Annotated in this window: 16 protein-coding genes; 13 read left to right on the plus strand and 3 right to left on the minus strand. The window is 40.1% G+C overall.

All coding sequences use genetic code 11. The features are described 5' to 3' along the window. Positions 1–400 precede the first annotated feature (400 nt). The 7 genes from B3139_RS17620 to B3139_RS17650 all read left to right on the plus strand — a co-directional run bounded on the left by B3139_RS17620 (position 401) and on the right by B3139_RS17650 (position 11,178). A complete protein-coding gene (locus B3139_RS17620; RefSeq protein WP_293884850.1) occupies positions 401–1,003 on the plus strand; it encodes an RNA polymerase sigma factor in 603 nt (200 codons plus the stop codon). Between the two features lie 106 nt (positions 1,004–1,109). After that, a complete protein-coding gene (locus B3139_RS17625) occupies positions 1,110–2,282 on the plus strand; it encodes a FecR family protein (RefSeq protein ID WP_293884851.1) in 1,173 nt (390 codons plus the stop codon). Between the two features lie 214 nt (positions 2,283–2,496). Next, positions 2,497–5,934 carry a TonB-dependent receptor gene (locus B3139_RS17630; RefSeq protein WP_293884852.1) on the plus strand — a complete coding sequence of 1,146 codons (3,438 nt, stop codon included), beginning with the start codon at positions 2,497–2,499 and terminating at the stop codon, positions 5,932–5,934. Between the two features lie 11 nt (positions 5,935–5,945). Beyond that, positions 5,946–7,571 carry a RagB/SusD family nutrient uptake outer membrane protein gene (locus tag B3139_RS17635; RefSeq protein ID WP_293884853.1) on the plus strand — a complete coding sequence of 542 codons (1,626 nt, stop codon included), beginning with the start codon at positions 5,946–5,948 and terminating at the stop codon, positions 7,569–7,571. Positions 7,572–7,644: 73 nt separating this feature from the next. Then, entirely contained in the window at positions 7,645–8,787 is a 1,143-nt protein-coding gene (locus B3139_RS17640; RefSeq protein WP_293884854.1) for a SusE domain-containing protein, read from the plus strand. A 13-nt stretch (positions 8,788–8,800) separates the two neighbouring features. After that, entirely contained in the window at positions 8,801–9,925 is a 1,125-nt protein-coding gene (locus B3139_RS17645) for a glycoside hydrolase family 76 protein (protein ID WP_293884855.1), read from the plus strand. Between the two features lie 68 nt (positions 9,926–9,993). Beyond that, the gene (locus tag B3139_RS17650) at positions 9,994–11,178 is read left to right on the plus strand and encodes a glycoside hydrolase family 76 protein (protein ID WP_293884856.1); all 1,185 of its coding nucleotides are present in this window, start codon (positions 9,994–9,996) and stop codon (positions 11,176–11,178) included. Positions 11,179–11,503: 325 nt separating this feature from the next. Here B3139_RS17650 and B3139_RS17655 read toward each other — a convergent pair whose 3' ends face one another. After that, the gene (locus tag B3139_RS17655) at positions 11,504–12,217 is read right to left on the minus strand and encodes a DUF3667 domain-containing protein (protein ID WP_293884857.1); all 714 of its coding nucleotides are present in this window, start codon (positions 12,215–12,217) and stop codon (positions 11,504–11,506) included. Between the two features lie 738 nt (positions 12,218–12,955). Here B3139_RS17655 and B3139_RS17660 point away from each other — a divergent pair. Further along, positions 12,956–15,895: a M16 family metallopeptidase gene (locus B3139_RS17660; RefSeq protein WP_293884858.1), complete on the plus strand. Its 2,940-nt coding sequence runs from the start codon at positions 12,956–12,958 to the stop codon at positions 15,893–15,895. Positions 15,896–16,134: 239 nt separating this feature from the next. On the opposite strand, the gene B3139_RS17665 is transcribed toward B3139_RS17660, so the two are convergent. Then, a complete protein-coding gene (locus B3139_RS17665; protein WP_293884859.1) occupies positions 16,135–16,668 on the minus strand; it encodes an AAA family ATPase in 534 nt (177 codons plus the stop codon). A gap of 186 nt (positions 16,669–16,854) precedes the next feature. Between B3139_RS17665 and B3139_RS17670 the strand changes: the two genes are divergently transcribed. From B3139_RS17670 to B3139_RS17680, 3 genes are all read left to right on the plus strand, one after another. Further along, on the plus strand, positions 16,855–17,094 hold the full coding sequence (locus tag B3139_RS17670) for a hypothetical protein (protein WP_293884860.1): 240 nt from the start codon (positions 16,855–16,857) through the stop codon (positions 17,092–17,094). Between the two features lie 178 nt (positions 17,095–17,272). Then, positions 17,273–17,836: a Crp/Fnr family transcriptional regulator gene (locus tag B3139_RS17675; protein ID WP_293884861.1), complete on the plus strand. Its 564-nt coding sequence runs from the start codon at positions 17,273–17,275 to the stop codon at positions 17,834–17,836. 78 nt (positions 17,837–17,914) lie between these two features. Continuing rightward, positions 17,915–19,069: an acyltransferase gene (locus B3139_RS17680; protein WP_293884862.1), complete on the plus strand. Its 1,155-nt coding sequence runs from the start codon at positions 17,915–17,917 to the stop codon at positions 19,067–19,069. A 759-nt stretch (positions 19,070–19,828) separates the two neighbouring features. On the opposite strand, the gene B3139_RS17685 is transcribed toward B3139_RS17680, so the two are convergent. Then, positions 19,829–20,395: a fasciclin domain-containing protein gene (locus tag B3139_RS17685; RefSeq protein WP_293884863.1), complete on the minus strand. Its 567-nt coding sequence runs from the start codon at positions 20,393–20,395 to the stop codon at positions 19,829–19,831. 554 nt (positions 20,396–20,949) lie between these two features. On the opposite strand from B3139_RS17685, the gene B3139_RS17690 reads away from it, so the two are divergent. Both B3139_RS17690 and B3139_RS17695 read left to right on the plus strand, forming a co-directional pair. Continuing rightward, on the plus strand, positions 20,950–21,477 hold the full coding sequence (locus B3139_RS17690; RefSeq protein ID WP_293884864.1) for a sigma-70 family RNA polymerase sigma factor: 528 nt from the start codon (positions 20,950–20,952) through the stop codon (positions 21,475–21,477). 66 nt (positions 21,478–21,543) lie between these two features. Continuing rightward, on the plus strand, positions 21,544–22,626 hold the full coding sequence (locus B3139_RS17695; RefSeq protein WP_293884865.1) for a FecR family protein: 1,083 nt from the start codon (positions 21,544–21,546) through the stop codon (positions 22,624–22,626). Positions 22,627–22,646: the final 20 nt, after the last annotated feature.

Raw genomic sequence — 22,646 nt, forward strand, 5'->3', positions numbered from 1 at the left:
TTTCATTCCAAACGATTCGGAATTGAGGGCTGAGCGTAATTCGGACTATTGTTCAGAAAATTAATTTTCCGATCAGCAATCGAAAATATAGATAGAAGATGAAAGAGTTACTTGGAAAAAAAAAGAATAATGAGTGCAAAACCGTTTTAGTTTTTACTACATTTGCATATAACCATCTTACGATAGTCCTTATACAAGTTAAACGATACAGGTTGAACGGCAATATGATGAAATATTCCGGCATCACGTAGTTATCTTGTTTGGCGTTCACTAATTTATGATGCTTACTAGTTTATAACGTTCACTAGTTTATACCATAAATTTTAAGATTGGAAATAGATAACCAAATAGAATAAACGTTTAGCAATATTTGCTATCGATGAAAGGGTAAAACGTGACCATGGATGCACAAAAATACGACGACGCTGAAGAGAAAGCTGTGTTGATCGCCCTACGTTCGGGTTGCCAACAAGCTTTTCAGCTAATTTACAAAAAGTACAGTGGACGTATTTATCTCAATATCCGTAAGATGGTCAAGTCTGAACAAGATGCTGCTGAATTACTACAAGAGGTATTTATTAAAGTGTGGGATAAGCGTGAATTGATTGATCCCGATCAGTCTTTTCGATCGTATCTGTTTCAGATTGCCAAATATGCTGTCTACAATTTTATCCGAAGAAATAACGTTGAAAAGCAAGTTCAAGCATATCTCAGCTTGCAAAATACAGCATTGTATAGTCATGTCGAAGAACAACTCTATGAAAAGCAATATCGGCAATGGTTGTCGGTAACCATAGACCAGCTTCCACCACAACGTAGACTGATTTATAAACTTTGTAAGATTGAGGGCAAGACCTACGCGGAAGTAAGCACTTTATTAAGTATATCGACGTCGACGATCAATGACCATATTGTAAAAGCCACTAAGTATATAAAGGAGAAACATGGAATTTTGGACAAATCTACATGGCTTCTCGTTTCATTTATACTTCTCCAACAGTAATCATGTTGATCATCTTTCTCTTCCTCAAAAAAAATAAAAAAAAATGAAACCGGAGCAGATGATGTACGCTGCTGAAGTGTATTAGCTGAAAAGAGAGTAACCAATTGTGGAAAAGGAAACACTTCGATATACGCTAAGGCAGTATATACATGGAAAACTTAGTGAAGAAAATTCGCGCAAGTTCTTGTCCTATATAAAGTCTGGTAAAGATAAAATACTACTTCAAGAAATCATCCAAGAGGTTTTGGACGATCCCATCGATCAATATTTGTTGGATGATCCAGCGATATTGGCTGTATTGGACAATACATGGGATCAATTGCATCACCACATCAATAAACCCGAAATAAGATCGCTGCGACCCTGGAAACGTATTGGCGCAATCGCAGCCTCCATTATTGGACTATTAGCTATCGGTCAATGGTTTTTTAACGTAGAAACGAACAATGTTGGTCCGCCAGCAATACAAAGTGCAATATCACCTGGAAAACAATCCGCCACCTTAACGCTGGCCAACGGCAAGCAGATTCGTCTACATGAAGCACAGAATGGTCGGCTTTTGGAACAATCGGGCATAAGAATCTCTAAAACAACGGATGGCCAACTGATTTACGAGGTCAGCGGTAAGACGCAAGGCGATAGCGAACATAATACCTTATCGACAACCAAAGGAGAAACCTATCGGATTAAACTACCTGATGGTACACAGGTATGGCTCAATGCGGCCTCTTCGCTCAGCTATCCCGTTAGTTTTGCTAATCAGAAAGACAGAACTGTCACACTGACCGGAGAAGCTTATTTTGAGGTAGCGAAGGATGCCAAACAGCCTTTTATTGTTCAGGCAGCAGACCAGCAGGTCAAAGTGCTCGGTACTCATTTCAATGTAAACAGTTATGCCGACGAATCGGCGGTACAGACTACTCTTCTTGAGGGTCGTGTGCAGGTCAGTTCCCATAATCAAAAATTGCTATTAGCGCCGGGAGAGCAGTCGAGCCTTACAGCGCATGGGGTGCTAAAATCCCATCCAATAGATACAGCTCCGGTTATTGCCTGGACAAACAACGAATTTATGTTTGACGAAGATGATATCGAAAGCGTGATGCGCAAGGTTGCACGCTGGTATAATGTCGAGGTCATCTATCAGGGTAAAAAAACAACCGAGAAATTTGGTGGCGGAATATCGCGTTTTGATGATGTTCAAAAAGTCTTAAGCCTGCTCGAAAAAACGGGTGCCGTACATTTCAGAATAGACGGAAAAAAAATACATGTACTTCCGTAATGATCCTGTAAATAATTAATTACACAATAACCTAAATAAACGAACCGATGAACAAAAAACGACAAAACGAATAGCCACAAAGGTGGGGGTATAAAAAAGCAACCAAGATCCTGAAGGGACTCGGTTGCCGTTAGGGACAATTAAATTTAACTATCCAATCTGCAGTATGTTTCTGTTTTGGACGACTCGAATACACTGCAAATAAACCTTACAAATGTATCAAAATTATATCAGAAAAAAGGAGATAGCCTATCGGCTATTCCGTAAACTATGGCTTATTATGCGATTGACAACCATAATTATCTTGGTTACTTTTATGCAGGTTAGCGCTACCACCTTTGCACAAAAGGTAACATTAGAATACTCCAACATGAGCCTTAAGAAAATATTTAGGGAACTCAAATCCCAGACGGGATATAATTTTCTGTACACGGAACGGCAGATGGTAAACGCGAAGTCTGTTGACATAAAAGTTAGGGACCGTCAATTGTCGGATGTATTGGACCAGATTTTTAAAGATCAGCCATTGTCTTACCAGTTGGATAATAAGACTGTGGTCATTTATGATAAGCCAAAAGCTTCCATAAAGTCCGCACCGATGGCGTTTACGATGACCCCAAATCAGGTTCCTGTAAAAGGACGGGTGACCAATGACCGTGGCGAACCTCTTGCAAATGTCTCTGTGCGGGTCAAAGGAAATGAATCTATAGGTACTACCACCAATGGTGATGGTATGTTTACGCTCACAAACCTTTCGCCCAAAGCGACCCTAATATTCTCCTCTGTTGGTTATGATGCATTGACCGGGGAACTGTCTTCCCTGCGGACCGATGGATCGGGGCAGCTCAATGTAATCATGAAAAATAGCAACAGTCAGCTCGAAGAAGTTATCGTAATCGGCTATGGTACTACGACACGTCAGCGTGTTGTCGGGGCCGTTGATCAGATCAGTGCGAAGACTTTCGAAAACCGACCTGTAGGCAATGTAACGCAAGCTCTTCAGGGAGCCTCGCCCAGCTTGACCATCCAACAGAAAAGCATGGACCCCAACGATAATTCGATGAATATCAATATTCGTGGGATATCTACCATAAACAGTAATGCACCGCTGGTGGTGATCGATGGAATTATTACAGAAGGTGGAACGCTCAATAAGATCAATCCGGATGATATCGAAACGGTGTCGGTATTGAAAGACGCAGGTTCTACGGCGATATACGGTTCAAGGTCTGCCAATGGCGTTATTTTGGTAACCACCAAAAGAGGACGCCAAAATCAGCGGCCTGCAGTGACTGTCGGCACACAGTGGGGCGTGCAAGAACCCAAAATTTTATTTTCACCGGTTGCAGGATATGAAAATGCGACCCTTCGTAATCTTGCGCTGACCAACTCAGGAATGGATCCTCAGTTTTCACCAGCGGCTATCGCAGACTTATATGCCCATCAGGATATCGAGCGGTGGAACTTGCCGGAAATCATGAAGAACTCTTTCCAGCAAAAATATAATATCAGTGTGGCCGGGGGCGGCGATAAAAGTTCCTATTTGTTTTCAGGCGGCTTCTACAATCAGCCCAGCAACTTTGTCGGACAGGACTTTGGCATTAAGCGGTACAATTTGCGGAGCAACCTCAGTACAGAGATAGGCCGTTTTAAACTGACCTCAATCTTAGCCTATACACGCAACAACAACATGAGCAATACGGCCGGAAGTGCCATTATCAATGCTTCCAGACTTCCGCCTTATTACTACTATCGCATGCAGGCTGACAATGGAAAATATCTTGTCAACAATGCACTGACAGATCAAAATCCTTTGGCTGAACTGAATGAAGGCGGCTATATCAAAAACGATAACGACTATTTTAATATCAACCTGAATCTCGAAGCAAAACTCTTCGAAGGTTTAAAACTGCGTGGTATATTCGGAGCGGACATCTATGCCGATCACCGTTCTATCCGTAGAATCCAGGTGCCACTATATTCCAGTCCGGATGCCACCCAAGCTCAGGTCTACGTCAATTCAGACCGTAATACGGAAGATTTTAACGAAAAAGCTTCCTTACTGAACTTTCAGCTGCTCCTGGATTATGACCGAAATTTTGGCAGTCATCATGTATCAGGTCTATTTGGGGCATCCAACGAATCCTATACACGCCGACAAAACGAACTGAAAATGAAATTTACTGATCCGGTCCTCGGCACACCTACGACAGGGACAGTTATTGACCCTGTGAGTGCCCGTGTAACACCAAATGGGACGCTGCAAAATAGTATCAATTCGATCTTCGGCCGTGCAGGATACGACTTTGCAAGTAGGTATTTTGCCGAATTTAGCTTTCGCTACGATGGATCTTCTAAGTTCTCGAAAGCTAATCGCTGGGGCTTCTTTCCTTCGGGATCCCTCGGATGGCGGGCATCCGACGAAGTATTTATGAATTGGTATAAACAACATGTCGGTAGCCTAAAAATCAGATCTACCTATGGTGTTCTTGGCAATCAGGCCGTAGACGACTACGCGTATTATTTTACCTATGAATCCTATCAGAACAGTTATGGATTTAACAACAAACCTGTTTCTGCTGCGGGATTTAATTATGCTAGTCTGGATCTACGCTGGGAGAAAACTTATAATTTCAATATTGGCTTGGACGCCACTTTCTTCCACGATAAATTAACGGCCAGTTTCGATTATTTTAAAAAGCGTACAGTTGATATCTTGATGTCGCCACAAATACCTTCCACATTCGGAACTTCCTTAAAGAATCAGAATTTAGGTGAAATGAACAATGAGGGCTGGGAAATAAACCTCAGCTACCGGGCTACAACTGGCGATTTCCACCATACGATCAATGCGAATATGGGCGATAGCCACAATAAGATTATTGCGATGCCCGGTGATGACCGTATTTCAACAGTCGATAACATTACTAAATTGACGCGTGTTGGGCTACCTTATAATTCCTACTATGGGTACAAGATGGCCGGATTCTTTCAAAATATCACGGATATTGAAACTTCGGCCTTACCGAGCGGTATTACTGCAGCAGATCTGCGCCCGGGCGATGTAAAGTATGTGGATCGGAATAACGATGGAATTATCGATGCACGGGACCGCTTTGTTTTGGGCAATGGTTTCCCCCGGTTTACATTTGGGCTGACCTATAACCTGAACTATAAAGATTTTGATTTTAGTATGTTCTGGCAAGGGGTAGGCAAGCGCGATATGATGATCCGCGGAGAATTGATCGAACCATTTCATCAGAATTATTCATATACCATTTATCAGCATCAACTCGATTACTGGACACCGACTAATATTGATGGACGCTGGCCACGATTGACTGCAAATGGATCAACAGCATCGACCAACAATTTTGGGAAAGATTCTGATCTCTATCTTTTCAACGGGAAATACGCGCGATTGAAAAATATACAGGTAGGTTATTCTTTACCCAAAGAAGTAGTGTCGAAATTGGGACTGCAGCGCGTTCGCTTTTTTATCAATGCCCAAAACTTGCTGACTTTGAGCAAAAACTCCTGGATAGATCCCGAATCCTCCGAATTTGATTCTAACATGGGTGGTTCGGCCAATAGTGCCCGCAATTATCCGACGTTGAAATACTATGGCGGTGGATTAAATATTCAATTCTAACCTTTTATGTAATGAAACTATATAAGATACTTGTAGGAGGCTTGAGTTTAATGGCAATTCTCCAATTAACATCCTGTAATAAGTTGGATACGCTGCCAACAGACCGCTTTACCGATGAAAATTTTTGGGACTACGCAGACAATGCCGAAAAAATTGTCAATATGGCCTATAATCAGCTGTATTCAGCAGATCGTATGTGGAATGATGAAGCCCTGAGTGATAATATTTTTGAGGGGCGCTCAAACACAGACCAGCGTGCAATCCGTAATGGAACTGCCGATCCGACACTGGGCCGCTTTGGGGCAGAGTGGTCCGATCTCTACGGCGGTATTAAGACCTGCCATGTCTATCTAGAGAATGTGGAGCGTGTACCCGGAATGGACCCGGCACTCAAAAAACGCCGTACTGCCGAGGTGCGCTTTATACGTGCATTTCTCTATTTTAGACTTGTTAATTTCTATGGCGCTGTGCCTTTCTTCACGAAAGATATCTCACTGGAAGAGTCCAAGGCTCTACCACGGACAGAAAAAGCGACTATTATGGCATTTATCCATCAGGAGTTGGATCAATGCATGGCCGATCTACCGAACAAAGATGCTTTACCGGCAGACGACCGCGGCCGGATTACCAAGGGCGCCGCTTCAGCCTTTCAAGCCCGGGCCTACCTGTATGAAAGCAACTGGAATAAAGTAGTGGAGTACTGTGAAAATCTGATGAAAAAACAAACGGAATTTGGAACTTATTCATTATTCCGCAGTTATCCCGAGTTGTTTACTGCAGCCAATGAATATAATGCAGAGGTTATTCTGGATTATGCATATGTACCTCTTTTAAAAACCTGGAATAAGTTATATGATGCAGCACCGATCTCTGCACAGGCACGTTTAAACGGATATGCACCATTACAAAGTCTGGTTGATAATTATTTGACACTGGGCGGAAATACCATTGCTACGGATCCGCAATATAACGACAGTAATCCCTATGTCAACCGCGATCCACGCATGGCTGCAACCATCGTTTTCCATGGCGGACAATGGACAGATTTTGACGGTACAACACGCAAGATTTTTATCAAACCCGGCTCGGGTACAACCGATAAGGAACGGCTCGACGAATATCAGGGTGCCAGTGCCAACGCTTCCGCGACAGGTTATTACGTAAAGAAATACTACGATGTAACAGCAACGGTAAAATACGATGCCGGATTGAACATCATCATGTTCAGGTACGCCGATATCTTATTGATGTATGCAGAAGCAAAAGAAGCACTGGGACAACTGAATGCCGCTGTATGGGACATGACGATCAGACCTATTCGTCAGCGGGCAGGTTTTGAAGCATCAAAAGCGCTGGACTTCCCGACGACCGGGGACCTAAAAACAATTGTCCGAAATGAGCGGAGAAGCGAGCTCGCACTTGAGGGATTGCGTTACTATGATATCATGCGCTGGAAGGCGGGTAAAACTTATTTGGACGGCCAGGTATTGGGCGCTAAATATGGTGGTAACAATAGTAATATCAAACTGGATATCCGTCGATTTGATGAAAGTAGAGACTATCTCTGGTCGATACCACGAACCCAGATCGATCTAAATAAAAATTTATTGCCTAACAATCAGGGCTACTCAAACTAAATTAATTAAAAAACTAGCGCAAACGGCGCATTAAAAAAATGTACGTTTCGAACCATAAATTAATGATAAAGACATGAAATGGTATTTTAAAGTTATAGCAATGGTCGCATTGGCTGCGAGCATCGTCTCCTGTAAAAAAGACGATATGAGATACGCTGACGCAGAGGTGTCTGCTGTTGAGAACCTATATGCCCCTGCAGATGGAAAAGCTGTCAAATTATTAAGTTCCAGCTCCGCAGCGCTGTATTTTGAATGGGAGTCGGCCTTGGTAGCCGACGGTGGGGCAGCTCAATATGAAGTTGTCTTTGACAAGTCCGGCGGCGATTTTAGCAAACCTCTTTACACAGTTACGTCGGATAATAATGGAAACTCAAACGGCGCCAATATCAGTCACAAAATATTGAATCAGGTAGCAACGAAAGCGGGGATCAACCCTGGTGAGAGCGGCGATGTAATCTGGTCTGTGTATGCGATCCGTGGAATGAAACGAGTGTTGAGCAAAGCTAAGAAGGTATTGAACATCAAAACACTGGAAGGCTTTGCGGAAATCCCCGATGAATTATTTATCACTGGAGAGGCAACTGAGGCTGGGACGGATGTTGCTTCATCTTTACCTTTTAAATTGGTAGGGAACGGTGAATATGAGATCTTTACAAAATTGGAAGCCGGTAAAAAATATATTTTTACGGATCGCAAGTCTGCTGAGGGACGTGTTTTCTATTCGGAAGATCAAACCAAAATAAAAGAAGGTGAAACCGGAAGTAACAGCATTGCTAAGACCGCAGTATATCGTATTCGAATAGATTTCAATGTTGCAGCAGTTACCTACACAGAGATCAAAAACATGGGCGTTTATTTCTCGCCATCCGGAGCTGTAGTGTTGGATCTACCTTATCAAGGTAAGGGAATTTGGGCTGCAACGGGTATCATCAATTTTAAACAAGAAAGTTGGGGCCGCGACCAACGTTATAAGTTCCAAATGGAAACCGTCAAGGCCGGAAAGGCTGAAACCTTACAGCTGGGAACTCAGAATGGAACGGACAGTCCTCCAAATAGTTCATCAGCTCCTTCTTATTATTTCGTTCGCATATTGCCCAATCTTTCGCAATGGGATGATAAATGGAAATTTGTAGATGCAGTAGACGGCCATCCAACAAAAATATCGATGATTTTACAAGGCGACAAAGACTATACGCATACTGTAGTACCAAATTAAAGGAGGAGACCCGATGAATAAAATGATTATACTGTCATCCATAGTGTTTCTACTCTTTGGATGCACCAAGATTGAGGACAGCTACCCGTATGAAGACTCCGTAGACGAAAGCTGGACAGCTATTGCAACACAGGTTTCCGATAAGATGATCGCCGGGTTCTGGAATGAGTCCGGGTATTTTAACAATGCGATCAATCAATCCGATCTGGGATTTCAATATTGGCCCAATGCACATGCCATGGATGTTGTTATCGATGCTTATCTACGGACGAAAGATGCCAAGTATAGTGCCTATTTCAGCAAATGGTTTGAAGGTGTGAAGATCAAAAATGGCAATACCTATTATAACGTATTCTATGATGATATGGAATGGAATGCACTGACCATATTGCGCCTATATGAAATTACCAAGGATCAAAAATACCTCGATACGGTATTACTTTTATGGAAAGATATTACCGGTGCATGGGATGAGCAATATGCAGGCGGCGGATTGGCTTGGAAGAAAGATATGCGCTATAGCAAAAATGCTTGCTCGAATGGGCCAGCTAGCATTCTGGCAGCTAGATTATATCGTTTGACAAAAGATGAAAACTACCAGACCTGGGCCAAGAAAATCTACGAATGGCAAAAGGCAACCTTGTACAATCCGTCAACAGGTGCTGTTTATGATAATATTAATGGTCAGACTGGTAATGTGGATATGACGACCCTTACGTATAATCAGGGAACGTTCCTTGGTAGCGCGGTTGAGCTTTTTAAGATCACGAATGACCAGCTTTATCTAGTTGATGCGCAAAAAATTAGTTATTACACGATCACACGTTGTATCGATGGCGGGAATAATATCTTGCGCGACGAGGGAAATGGCGACGGCGCATTGTTTAAGGGAATATTTATACGATATTTCGTAGACTATTTAAATCAGGAAGGAATTGATGCAGCCTACCGCAGTAAGTTTGAGAAGTTTTTGGTCAATAATGGTAAAATTGCCTGGACTAAGGGAACAAGTCTACCGACGTTGTTCTTTGGGCCATCCTGGGCGCAGCCACCTATTGGCAACAGTGAAATTACGGCCTATGCAAGTGCAGCCATGCTCTTTGAAGGATTAGCAAGCTATCAAAATAAATTAAAATAATTGAACGAATACAAAGAAGCCTTCGTGATCCAACAGGTTCCGAGGGCTTCTTAAAGAATTATATGCAGATGAAACAAATTACTAAAATAACGACCACTGTATTACTGTCAGGCTTATGCTATCTTACCAGCAATGCACAGCGCAGCAAAGGACAGTCTGCTGAAAGAGCCCAAGAGACTTTAACTGTTATTTATGCTAAATATGGAAATGCCAACAACCAGCTGTTAACAGAGAAATTTCCTTTTGACGAAAGCTTTAAAGCAGACTATCTTGATAATCCCGAACAGGCAGCCGGGCAAAAGAAATATGCCTACCTATGGCCATTCTCGGGAAGCTTTTCCGCTGTAAATACATTGATGGAGCTCCCGAAGAACAAAGCTCTTTATCAAAAGATCCTGGACCAGCGCGTGCTGCCGGGATTAATGGAATATAGGGATCATTCCAGGGAGCCTGTTGGTTATGCGTCCTATATCAATTCTGCTCCAGCATCAGACCGGTTTTATGATGACAACGTTTGGCTCGGAATCGATTTTACCGATAGCTATGTGCAGACAAAAAAGATTGATTACTTAAAGCATGCAGAAGAGATCTGGACTTTTGTGAAAAGTGGTGAAGATGAAAAGCTTGGCGGTGGAATCTATTGGTGCGAGCAGAAGAAAGAGTCTAAAAACACCTGTTCGAACGCTCCTGCAGCAGTATTCGCACTTAAACTCTTTGAAGCAACGAAAGACAAGGAATACTTGAATGAGGGAAGGCGTTTGTATGCGTGGACGAAAGCAGCACTGCAAGATCCAATGGATAACCTGTATTGGGATAATATTCAGCTCAATGGAAATATAGGTAAAGCCAAGTATTCCTATAATTCAGGGCAAATGTTGCAGGTTGCAGCATTGCTTTATAAGCTGACGAAGGAAAAAAAATATCTTCAAGACGCCCAAGTGCTGGCGAAAGCATGTTTAGCCTATTTTTTTCGCACTACGGAGGAAAGCGATTTTCCAATTTTAAAGAACAGTAATTTATGGTTCCATGCCGTAATGATGCGAGGGTATGTTAGTTTATTTGAGCAGGATGGAAATAGAACCTATCTTGACATTTTTGCTAAAAACCTTGACAGGGCTTGGTACAAAATGAGGGATCAATACGGACTGTTTGACGTTGATTGGACTTTAGAGAAGAAGCAGACGTCTAAGTGGCTATTGGATCAATGCGCTTTTGTGGAAATGTATGGACGTTTAGCGCAGCTAGGGTATTAGTCAAGCTTACTATCGTCATTTACCTATGTTAACGCCGACATAGACATATTTACCTCATTTGTATACTTAGTGGCTAAACAGCAACGTTTTGATTGGGTGCTGTCCAGTTTGTCCGTTACTATCTAAACGGACAAACTGAAAACATACGCTACACCAAAGTTTTTTTACACCTACTTTTTAGCCACCTTTTTCTCCAAATATCCGCTGAATAATACCATTAAATAAGCAAGTAAATCAAATATTAAGGTAAGCCACGGAGTGTAAGCTAACCCTTTGTTAACAATAACCCACCCGCCAATAGTTGTCACAATAGTTATACCTCAGTTTAACCGATCATGTAATCAATGGTTAGACCCAGTAGAAGGACCATTACTGAAAATGTGATTAATCCTAAAACATATGCAGCCAGTGCTTTAAAGTAATTTCCTGCCTTTTTAGCGTCGAAGAATTGTCCTATTGCCCAAGAGCAATATACGATCCCTACAATGCCGCCAACATTAGCTATACGCATATGAGTGACACCTTGCAAAATGGAAAATACGGCATAAATGAGCATGCCCATTCCCATGACAAAGCATAGTAAGATTAATATTTCAAAAAAGTTATAATTATACTTTTTAAAAAATAGCTGAATCCATGCCGCAATAAATACACCCATAATGAGGTTTGCATAACCATAATGCCCCTGTACCCACGCAAACAGTACTCCTGTAGTGGATGGCTTAGCTTCGTTGTAATGGACATATTTGTCTTCAAGATGGAAGAAGTGCGTGATAATGGAGTATATCAACGAAGTCACAATAATGAATATAATCGGTTTGACTAGCCGACTTCGATTTTCCGAAATGTATTTTTTTACATTTTGGCCGGGAGTGATAATAAGTTCTTTGATCGTATATAATATACCCCTTTCAAAATGAAGTACATGCTCAATTTCATGAGTAATGTAATGTGCGTCTATTCTTTTGAGAACCGCTGGCTGTCCGCAGTCTGGGCAAAATTTTGAAGCAATGGTAGTTCCGCAGTTTTTACAGTTCATATATAAGTGATTTTAGATGAATATAGTTGATTAGCGTTCGGCAGCTCAGGGCCGAAAATCTGCAATGACATTGTTATATTGGCGTGCAGACTGATAAAGTGGTTATAATTATAATGGATCTTGGTGAATACTCATGTTTTTTTGCATCTTAAACGATATTAATACTATTTCGTTCAAAAATATTGCAGTTTACACGAAGATTAGCTACACTTAAGTGTAGTCTGCTAAAAAGAATTTTTATTATACGCTATTGTATAATCCAACAAGCCTATATTTAAGATGATATGCAGTGCTTATCCAGTGGTAGCTCGGTAATGAATTGTATTTTAAACAATGGAAAAGAAGCAATCTCTTGAAGATGTGCTCTACATTTCGAACAATCTAAAGAATATTTTTGTTTAAGCCAAACCGATGTGATGATTGCAACCTGATACGATGTAGTTAAGCGAGATATGTAGCATCCTTCTAGTCACTTGAGGTTCATTGCTTAAGGATGGTTATATTCAAATCTTTAAAATAATACCTTAAGTCGTGATTTTCAAACAGAAAAAAATGAATGGAGATGCTGGTAATTGAAGTTTTTTTCGAATTTATTCTTGTTTTTTTTGAATTTTTCAATCCTTTTTCTTGATTTATTAACTCACTATTGTGTTTGAGCTTGTTAATTTCGATTATTGCTGTAAATAATCTTGTATAGATAGTTGCCTTAAGTTGTCAATTAAAAAATCACGTCCAATTATGAATAGAAAATTTAAAACAATAGCCTTTATTTCGCTATTGTTCATTACGACCGGCATCCAGGCCCAGGTAGGTAAATATGTATGGAAAGATTCCACTGAAGGTGGATATGCCTATAAGTATGTGACCAACGATCCCGTTCGTACCCGTTTCTACAAACTTAAAAACGGTCTCACTGTCATCCTCAGCCCGAATAACAAACAGCCTCGTATTCAAGCATACATCGCGACCAAGGCTGGAAGTAAAACAGATCCTAAAGACCATACCGGATTGGCGCATTATCTTGAACATATGCTTTTTAAGGGTACCGACAAATTTGGTAGTCTCGATTGGTCGAAAGAAAAACCATTGTTGGATCAGGTTGACAATCTGTATGAGAAATATAATCGTACAACGGATGCTAATGAGCGGGCGGCGATCTATAAAGAAATTGATCGCGTATCCGGTGAAGCAGCTAAGTATGCGATTCCGAATGAGTACGACAAGCTGATGAGTAGTATGGGCTCCAAGGGAACCAATGCATTTACATCTTTTGAACAGACCGTCTATGTGGAAGACATTCCCAATAATGTGCTCGACAAATATTTAACGGTTCAGGCCGAACGCTTCAGAAATCCCATACTGCGTTTATTCCATACCGAGCTGGAATCCGTCTATGAAGAGAAAAATATCAGTCTGGATAACGACAATAGAAAAGCTATAGAAACTATTTTTGCGGCCATGTTTCCGAAAAATAATTATGGAAAACAAACGGTATTGGGCTCTGTAGAACACCTTAAAAACCCTTCGCTAAAGGCAATACGGGAATATTACACGACCTATTATGTGCCCAATAATATGGGCGTGATTATGTCGGGTGATTTCAATCCCAACGATGTTATTCAACGTATTGACAAGTCGTTTTCCACAATGAAACCTAAAGCTGTTCCAGCCTACACTTTTGAAAAGGAACAAGCGATTACGAGTCCCGTTACTAGAACTGTCATGGGACCTACAGCGGAATATCTGCTGATGGGATTTCGTTTTCCAGGGGCGGCTGATCCTGATGCGCAAATGCTGAATCTTATGGCAAATGTGCTGACCAATGGATCCGCGGGATTGATTGACCTAAATCTAGTTAAATCACAGAAATTATTGGGTGCAGGTGCATTTCCCTACGTATTGAAAGATTATTCGATGTTGATACTTCAGGGGAACCCCGGTGCCGGACAAAGTCTGGATGATGTCAAAAACTTATTGCTGAGCGAGCTTGATAAATTGCGAAAAGGGCAGTTTTCAGATGACTTGCTGACCTCAATCGTTAATAATGAAAAGAAAGCGCAGATCAAGTTATTCGATAACTATAGTAGCACTGCGGAGCAGCTCATGTCAGGCTTCACATCGGAGATTGATTGGGCAAAAGAATTGGGTTATACCGATCGATTATCAAAAATTACTAAAGAAGATATCGTACGTTTTGCCAATAAGTATCTTTCTGATGCGAACTATGTTGCTGTCTATAAACAAAAAGGACAGGATGACAAGGTGGATAAAGTATTGAAACCGACTATTACGCCGATTACTGTTAACCGAAATATTGAATCCGCCTTTTTGAAGCAGATCAACGCGATGCCTGAGCAGGATATCAAACCTAAATGGATTGATTTTGCAAAAGATATGTCAACAGCAAAATTGAAAGATATCGATGTGTTGGCCGTTCAAAATAAAAATAATGAGTTGTTTAGCCTTACCTATCATTTTGATTTTGGAAGCTGGGATAATAAATTATTAGGCCTTGCGGTGGGATATTTGGAGTTTTTGGGTACCAAAGATAAGAGTAGCGAAGACTTTAGCAAGGCATTCTACAAATTGGCATCAGACTTTTCGGTCTCTTCGGGAAATGAAGAAAGTAGCGTTTCTGTTTCAGGGATGAATAGTAATTTCGCAGCATCCATTGCCCTGTTGCACGATCTTATGCACCATTGCGTGGTAGACGAGGGGGCGTTCAAAGCATATATTGAACGCGTCAAAAAGTCGCGGGCTAATGCCAAGGAGAATAAGGCATCCATCATGGAAGGATTAAAAGCGTATGCACGTTATGGCGCCAAAAATCCATTTAATTACACCTACACCGATCAGGAGCTTGACGGATTGAAGGCATCTGAACTCGTAGCTGTGTTACATCATCTAGCAAATGCCAAACATCGCATCCTATATTATGGCCCCCAAGAGGTGACTGATTTAGTGAAAAATCTGAAACCTTTAAAACAACATGATTTACCTTATTCAGCGATTGAGAAAGGTATGAAATTTGAGGAAAAGCCTACAAACGAAAATAAAGTCTTGTTTGCCCAGTATGCGATGAAGCAGGCAGAAGTTTTCTGGGTTCGTAATTCCGGATTATTTGATAAAAACCAAATACCTACAGTGGCTTTCTTTAACGGTTATTTTGGAGGCGGCATGGGAAGTATTGTTTTTCAAACGCTGCGTGAATCCAAAGCTTTGGCCTATACCACTTATGCTTACTATGGACAGCCTCAAAAGAAGCAAAATCACGGTATGGTAGGCGCGTATATAGGAACACAATCTGATAAGTTTAAAGATGCCGTTAGCGGTATGAATGAGCTTTTGAATGAGCTTCCAGAATCAAAGGTAGGACTAGAATCAATTCGCACCAATTTACTAAAGTCGTTGGCAAGTGAACGGATTACTGGCGCAGGCATTCTTTCCAGCTATTTGGCCGCACAACGTCGTGGACTTACAGAAGATGCTAGAAAGATAATTTTTGAGAAGCTTCCTCAGCTGACATTTTCAGATCTAAAAGCATTCCATAACGATAATATCAGTCATAAACCGTATATCTATTGCATTGTAGGCGATGAAAAGGACCTAAATGAAGGCCTGATGTCTGGGTTGGGAAATGTTAAAAAATTAACTCTTGATGAAATATTTGGATATTGATCCAAATAAAAAAATATTCAATGTTTATAGTTTATCGGGGCACATCTATTTTGATGGCCCCTTTTTTATTCATTACCGCCATTTTACGATCAGCTAAAATAGGAACTTTGCGAATTTCAAAGCTAAAGACCAAAAAGTTGAAAGCTGATCTTTTGGAATCTGCAGTGGTAATACTATTTTTTCCACATGAGGTGACGCTTTATTGGTAAATTAGTTCATCAAGAGCATCCTAACATAAGTTATATGTGATTTAAAACAAAATTATATCTGCTCTCAACAGGACCAGTTGGAACTGTGATTACATCATATCCCAGATCGATATAAGTATCTTTCATTTTGCAATAAGTATGAGCTGCTTCTTCCCAGCTTTGCTTTCGCTCCATATCAGTTTCATAAATTTCAGCCCATGGCGGTAATATGAAAACCTTTCTGTTATAAATCGTATCCTTTACAGTTTTAATTTGGTCATCAGTTACAGGTATATTTTCCATTTTCATGTAGCATAATGTATCCACCAGTCCACGATCAAAAAAGACCGTTTTATTGCAACTAACATTGAAAATTTGATGATAAGCCTCTAGCGATTCCTTAAACATCAGTTGTGCATATACGTATTTGTTTTTCCAAGGAACGCCATCACCATTTTTATTCACTTGATCTTTAATGATGGCTCGAGCAGATTCAGGAACAATTGAAAAGCCCTTTTTATTAAGAAAGTCAACCAATGTTGTTTTGCCAACACCAGGCCCACCTGTGATAATATATAGATTCATTTTTTCTATTGGAGTTTTATTTTCATATTATACGCTTTGGAAGGATATGGTCATAATATTCAGGTATTTAACCGTTAATCTAGCGATTTTATTTCTTATATTAGAAATATGAATAGAAATTTTATAACCATTTTAACTCTTTTAACGATATTTTTATCTGCTTGTTCAGGTACCCGAATTGCCACAATGAGGAAATCGAAGATGGAGCAACTTGAACTGGGGATGTCTAAATCGCAGGTTGTTACTATTCTGGGGTCGTCCTATTCAATTTCGCAAAAAGAAGTTAGCAATAAGGATACCATAGAAGTGATTTCCTATAGAAATATTCCTTTTGATGATGAATTCTATTTGTTTCGGTTTAAGAATAATAAATTGGAGAAATGGCATCGAGAGTTCCAGCCTATGTACAAGGAAATAAAACCATAGTTTTTTATAATAACAGCGATCCATTCGCAGCGAGGTTTTCGGAAAGTTGATAAATTATCTGGATTTTAATCTGGCGATATGCCCTTATTCTTTAAACTATAGGTGCAAAAGTTTAAAAGGTTTTATAGATTGCTTTTCCTTAGCTTTGTCGTTTACCAAGAATTGAAAATAGCCTTCCATGGATAATATCATCGCATCTATACGTAAGCATTTTGACATAAGAGATGAGTCTTTAGCAATATTGCTTAGCGGTTTAAAAGAACTGAGTGTGTCAAAAAAGACCATACTGATAAAGCCAGATAGAATTGATAGAAATATTTATTTTGTTGAGAACGGAATTTCTCGGGCATACACAGTACGCGATGGAAAAGAAGTTACATCTTGGTTTAGCAAAGAAGGGGATCTACTTTATTCAACAAATAGTTTTCACGGACCTGTGCCCGGTTATGAGAGTGAAACAGTTCAGGTTCTCGAGGATTCGTTGTTATATTTTATGCCAATTGATCAATTGGAAGTGCTCTGTCGTAGTCATATTGATATTGCTAACTGGATGCGGTATGTGCATCAAAGAGCCTTTGTGGAGATGGAGCGTAGGTTAATCAACCGATTTTATCTGTCGGCCGAAAAACGATACGAAGATTTTATGGCAAATCACGCTAAATTAATCCAAAGGGTAAATCTAGGCTATATAGCTTCCAATCTCGGCATATCGCATGTAACACTTTGCGCTTTGCGTAAATAGCATCAATTTCTTTAACTACTTAAAAATTGTTCAAAATCAGATTGTCTACTTTTGCATCTTAACCAAATTACGTTGAGCATGCAAACCTCTTTTTCTAATTTTGATCAGCAAAGAATTGTCTGGGTTGATCTATTGCGTTTTATCGCTATAATCATGGTGATTGCCATTCACTGTTCCGATCCGTTTAATGTGTCGCCCGAAGCGCGATCAAACCCGGATTTTAACTATTGGGGAGCTATATACGGCTCACTGCTCCGTGCCTGTGTGCCTATCTTTGTTATGATTACTGGGCTGTTGTTGCTTCCAGTCAAAATGAACATTGGCGAATTTTATAGAAAGCGTCTTCTGCGGATCGCTGTTCCTTTTTTATTGTGGTCTGTATTGTATAACCTCTTTCCTTGGATTACGGGTGTACTCGGTCTTCCCTCGACGATCATATCAGAAGTATTTGCCTATGCGCCGAAAGACGCCGCCCAAACTTTTAAGAGTGCGCTCGTTCAAATTTCCTTAATTCCGATTAAGTTCAATGTTTACACCGTACCTATGTGGTATATCTATATGCTGATAGGCCTCTACCTTTATATGCCCTTCTTCTCTGCGTGGGTAGAGAAGTCAACGCCAGGGCAGCGAAAAGTCTTTTTTGTAATTTGGTTATGCACGCTTTTTTTGCCGTATGCCTACTCATTTTATTCGAAGGAACTATTTGGTCTTAGTGCTTGGAATAGTTTTGGTACATTTTATTATTTTGCTGGATTTAATGGGTATTTACTGCTTGGGTATATATTGACACATCGTTTCAAAGTATGGTCCTTTCGCAAAACGCTTTTAGTTAGTATACCCTTATTTGGTATTGGGTATGGAATCACATTTAGTGGTTTTAAATGGATGGTAGCCAATCCGAACTCCAGTGAGGAACAGATCGAACTGTTTTTCTTATATTGTTCGCCACAGGTATTAATGATGACATTAGCCATTTTTTTGTTTGTTCGAACGTTTAAGGTGAAATCATCTAAATGGAGAGAGGTGTTTTCAAATATTACAAAATGCGGTTTTGGAATTTATCTGATACATTATTTTGTTGTAGGTTTTGGTTATTGGCTGGCTAACATACTTGCGATTCCGATATCGTTAAAGATCCCTGTCACTGCAGCTATTGTTTTCTTGATCTCCTGGGGCTTTGTCGCTTGTTTTTATAAAATGATTCCCCGGGCATCAAAATGGATCTTTGGATAATCCGCTTTTATGAAGTAAGCTAATGATTATTATGATGTTTATTTTTCTGAAAAATAGGTTGTATATAGATGCAGATGAATGGAAAAAAAATATATTGTATCTTTAGTGATGGCTAAAAGTAATGTATTTACGTTCAAACAGGTTTTACCTTATCCCACAAGTTGGAGCCTTTTCATTATTATTCCATGTTTGGTATGTTATAGTTTATTATACTATATATTTTTTAAGGCAATATTCCATCTTACGATCATGATGTTTTTCATGCTTATCTATTTGGGTACATGCTTTTTTATTTTAAAGGCGCTATCCGTATGTATGACAATTTGGTTCGAAGGAGATTTTATATATGTACAAAAAGGAAATGCATCTCCGCAGAAGTACTTAAAAAATAATATTTACGGATTTTATGCTTACAACTATGAAACCGAATCACCTGCCTTAAAAACTTCAAAGATATATTTTAGGTTCTGCGTGACAAATGGGAAAGATATTTATTTAAACGATGTCGAATATAAAAACAGGTATGATGAAATTAAAAGCAGAAATCTGAAGAAATTTCTGAAATCAGCACAAACAGAACTGCAATTTTCAAAAGTCAGTACACATAGTCTTCAAAATATATACTGGTATTCTAATCACGATTAATAGCGCTAATAACTTAACTAAATTGTAAACATCGAATGATGTAAACGAAAAGAAAGAACAATGATACCGTTGCTCCTCCTCTTCGTTTACGCTACACTACTGTGCACATCCTATTTAAGGCATCAATACAGCATCTATCACATGGATTACCCCATTCGATTGATTGACGTCAGCAACCGTTACTTTTGCGCTATTACCTTTTGCGTCTTTTACATAAACGTCTTTCCCTTTCATCCAAAAAGTAAGGTCGCCACCTTGCACTGATTTGGTTAAATAGGTTCCTTTGCCATCCTTAATTGCTTGAACGATTTGCGGAGCGCTCCATTTCCCAGGAATCACGTGATAAGTCAATATTGAAGTTAATTGAGCCCTGTTTTCTGGCTTCATTAAATTATTTAGAGCCTCTTTGGGTACTTTAGCAAAAGCGTCATTGGTAGGAGCCAAAACCGTAAAAGGACCAGGCCCCTGTAAGGTTTCCACAAGCCCAGCAGCTTTTACTGCAGCAACTAAAGTCGTATGATCTTTAGAATTGACTGCATTCTCAATAATGTTTTTGGAAGGATACATCGGTGCACCACCCACCATAACAGTTTTTTCCTTTGTTTGAGCTTGGCTCATGTAAGTGCTTCCCAATAATGTTGCTGCAGTGGCAGCTGCCCATAAGATTGATTTAATTTTCATGATCTTTATTTTTTACATGTGATTTAAAAGTTTTATATGATCATTTACGATAAAATAGGAAGTTTGGATTGCCATGCAGTATGAAATTTTTATACAATACGTTGCAAAAGAACACTCATCTTAGCTCTGGTTTTTAAACGAAGTAATCGAATTAGCCATACTAAACTGGACGACCATAGCTATTTCCGATAATTCAAACCTTTCTGTGGTACCGCCCTGCTGAGAGCTGTATGCCTCAACTTTACTTTTAATCTTTCTCGAAGCCATTTTTAATGCTTCAATCATTGTCCAATCGAAACCAAATGTCCAAATAGAATGATATGCACAATAAATCTTGGCAACCAACTAAAGCGCAAAATTTAAAATAGCGATGTTCGCTTGTTCAAAACCAAAATAGTACAATCTCGACGGGGATTCGTACGATACGTATTCGATGCTCTTTTTTATACGTGTTCGATGCTCTTTTTTTCGTTTTATGGTTTCAACTTGTATATTTGAAGGCTTGAGAGCCTTTTAAAATTACGGACAGTTAACTTGAGTTTCTTTGGTTAAAGATGAATAGGACTTTATATAAAGATGAGGAAATCTTTAAGGAGATTGTAGACAAGTGCTATTCCCAATTATGTGCGTTCTCGGTACAGTATACCGACGCCATTGAAGTTTCCGAAGACTTGGTGCAGGATGTATTGCTTCGGTTTTGGGAAGACAAGAAATACCGTCTCTCCACAGAAAGTCTTCGTGGCTATATTTTTAGAGCTGTGCGCAATGCTTCCATAGACTATGTCCGAAAAAATAGAACACAGCTGTTTACCGATCTGGAAGAAGCCGCCTATCTTGCAGAAGAGGAGGTATCCGAGCGCGAACTAAAGGTAAAGCAACAAGCCTTGCACGATCTTCTCAATCGTCTCCCCGCGCAGGAACGCCGGGTATTGCTTGCCATCGTCGTCGATAATAAAAAATACAAGGTAGTGGCCGAAGAAATGGGTATTTCTGTGAACACCGTAAAGACCCACCTTTCCCGTGCGATGAAATATTTGCGAAAGAACAACATTAATATTTTAACTTTTTTTCTTTTTTATTGATTTTCGTGTCACCCATTTTCCACATCCTTTCGTCCTTCAGTTAACAATCCAATAAAAAAACCTGAAATGGATGAAAAAATAGTGACCTTGTTCCACAAGTACAGAGCAAACACATTGTCGAAAGATGAATATGCTGAACTGTACGCTTGGGTCGAGCATAATGAGGAAAATAGACAATATATGGCTACGTTTATACGGTTGTACAAAACGCAGCTTATGCAGGAAACATACAGATCTGTAGATCCGGATAGCGCATACAATTCAATCCGATCGCGTTACAACAAACGTAAAAAAAGCATACGCATTCGCTATGCCGCGGTAGCGGCGGCGTGCTTAATCGCCGTTATCTCTACTATCGCTATCCTATACCAACGAGCAGGAGAGGGGAATCATCGCCTAGAGCAGCTTGATTTCCAAAGGTCAGTCCAGCCCGTATTATTTACCTCAACAGATGGCGAAGTAAAAAGTCTGAAAAATGGCGGAGAACTGATCTCTGCTAATAGTACTGATACTGCTGCCATATATCATACCGTCCAAACCCAGCGTGGAGGTAATTTTAAGTTGGTACTACCAGACCAAAGTATCGTTTGGCTTAATGCGAATACCAAGATCCGATATGCCGCTAATTTTTTAGCCAATCGTACACTCGAACTTGAGGGAGAAGCATTTTTTGATGTGAAAAAAAATGGTACTGCATTTTACGTGAAGAGTGGCGGTAATACCATCCGGGTGCTCGGAACCCGTTTCAATGTGTCGGCGTACGCTAGCAAGCCTGTCGTGACCACCTTAGTGCATGGCTCTGTGGAAGTATCGAATAGCCGTGACCGGTTGGTACTCGTACCACAACAGCAAGCAACCAGTGTAAAATTGGACGCACCCATGACACTCAAAACTGTCAATACGGACATCTACATCTCGTGGATGGATGGAGTATTCGAATTTCATGGCGCAAAGCTCGAAGATATCATGGAGCAATTGGCACAATGGTATGAAATTGAGGTCGTCTATCAGAGTCCAAAGCTGAAAGATGTTCAGTTTACCGGGAGCTTATTCCGTGATAATTCAATCGCATATTCTTTACAGATTATACAGGAGATTTCAGATGTAAAATTTCGTAATGAAAATGGTAGACTTTATGTCTATAAGTAAGATTTCAAACTAACCACCAA

The organism is Sphingobacterium sp. UBA1498 (assembly GCF_002325125.1).
In the GTDB taxonomy this organism is placed as follows: Bacteria; Bacteroidota; Bacteroidia; order Sphingobacteriales; family Sphingobacteriaceae; genus Sphingobacterium.